The 1,867-nt window shown below is 60.5% G+C and carries 2 protein-coding genes; both read left to right on the forward strand.

The window, feature by feature from the left end:
* Window positions 1–66 precede the first annotated feature (66 nt).
* Window positions 67–827 (forward strand): IS5 family transposase gene (locus JI743_RS15115; RefSeq protein WP_201929505.1). Its coding sequence is split into 2 segments (ribosomal slippage): window positions 67–391 and window positions 391–827, totalling 762 coding nucleotides; the frame shifts between segments, so codons are not numbered across the junction.
* A 93-nt stretch (window positions 828–920) separates the two neighbouring features.
* A partial coding sequence (locus JI743_RS15120; RefSeq protein WP_201929503.1) for an IS110 family RNA-guided transposase occupies window positions 921–1,867 on the forward strand: 947 nt, incomplete at its 3' end.

The following is a 1,867-nucleotide window of genomic DNA, read 5'->3' on the forward strand; positions in this document are numbered from 1 at the left end:
TAGGGTCAGGACCCATTGATTTGCGGTGAAGGCTGTGATTCAGGCTTGGGGTGAGGAGCCTGAATGATGAGTGATTTGTATTGGCTGACGGACGAGCAGATGGCGCGTCTTCAGCCATATTTCCCGAAAAGCCATGGCCGCGAGCGGGTCGATAATCGACGGGTTTTGAGCGGGATCATCTTCGTCAACCGCAATGGGCTCAGGTGGCGCGATGCGCCGAGGGAGTATGGCCCGGCGAAGACGCTTTATAATCGCTGGAAGCGGTGGAGCGACAAAGGCATCTTCATCCGCATGATGGAGGGCTTGGCCACACCGCAGGCGCCAGAGCGCAAGACGATCATGATCGACGCGACCTATTTGAAGGCCCACCGCACGGCGTCGAGCCTTGGGGTAAAAAAGGGGGTCCGGGACGCCTGATCGGCCGCACGAAAGGCGGTATGAACACCAAGCTTCATGCCGTGACCGATGCAAATGGCCGCCCGATCAGCTTCTTCATGACCGCCGGGCAGGTGAGCGATTACACGGGCGCAGCCGCTTTGCTCGACAGTCTGTCCAAAGCGCAATGGATGCTCGCCGACCGGGGCTATGATGCCGACTGGTTCCGCGACGCCTTGCAGGAAAAGGGTATCACGCCCTGCATCCCGGGCCGGAAAATACGCAGCAAGACCGTCAAATACGACAAGCGCCGCTACAAACGCCGCAACCGCATCGAGATCATGTTCGGCCGCCTCAAGGACTGGAGACGGGTCGCAACACGCTACGATCGGTGCCCGAAGGCCTTCTTCTCCGCCGTCGCCCTCGCCGCAACCGTCATCTTCTGGCTCTGATCAATGAGATGGGGTGGTTGCCGCCCTCCCTGACGGCATCAAGATGTGCCAGCGTAGTTTTGGTTTAAGCTACGAACGGAGAGGACGGCAACCATGAGTATCGATACGATGATTGGTGTGGATCTGGCAAAGTCTGTTTTCCAGATTCACGGGGCGTCGATGAACGGCGAGATGCGGTTTCAACGCAAACTGTCGCGACAGGCTTTTCCCACTTTCATGGCCCAACAGCCAGCCGCCGCGGTCGTAATGGAGGCTTGCGGTAGCGCTCATTACTGGGCGCGTGTGCTGAGCGGATTTGGTCACGAAGTCAGACTGATCGCGCCTCGCTACGTGCGCCCATTTGTGAAGCGCCAGAAGAACGACGCAGCCGATGCCGAGGCGATTGTGGTGGCGGCCCAGCGGCCCGAGATGCGCTTTGTTGAACCCAAGAGCGAGGCTCAGCAGAGCGCTGCGATCCTGTATCGATCACGCCAGCGCCTTGTGCGTCAGCGGACCGAGACGGTGAACGCCTTGCGGGCAGCTTTGTATGAGTTCGGGCACGTTATCCCTCAGGGCATCCGGCACGTCGGTCGCATCCGCGCGATCCTGGAGGCGCCCAACAGCGACCTACCGGCATTGATGCGCGAGGAGTGCCTCGCGATGCTCGAGCAGCTTGCTGTGCTCAGCGGCTGGATTGATGCGAAGACCGCAACGATCAAGGAACTCGCAGCCGCCACGCCGGTGTCGAAGCGATTGCAGACCATGCCTGGCGTCGGCCCCTTGGTGGCAATGGCAGTGGAGACCTTCGCGCCTGACATGACGAGCTTTCGCAACGGCCGTGACTTTGCGGCGTGGCTTGGATTGGTACCGCGCCAGTTTTCATCAGGCGGCAAGGAACGGCTCGGGCGGGTCACCAAGGCCGGCCAGGCCGATATCAGGCAGATGCTGATCATTGGTGCCATGTCGCGATTGAACTGGATGGGACGCAAGGCGATCCCGGAAAGCTCATGGCTGGCGCGCATGATGGCCCGTAAGCCGCGCATGTTGGTCGCCATCGCACT

Source organism: Sphingopyxis jiangsuensis (genome assembly GCF_016734905.1).
Taxonomy (GTDB): Bacteria; Pseudomonadota; Alphaproteobacteria; order Sphingomonadales; family Sphingomonadaceae; genus Sphingopyxis; species Sphingopyxis jiangsuensis.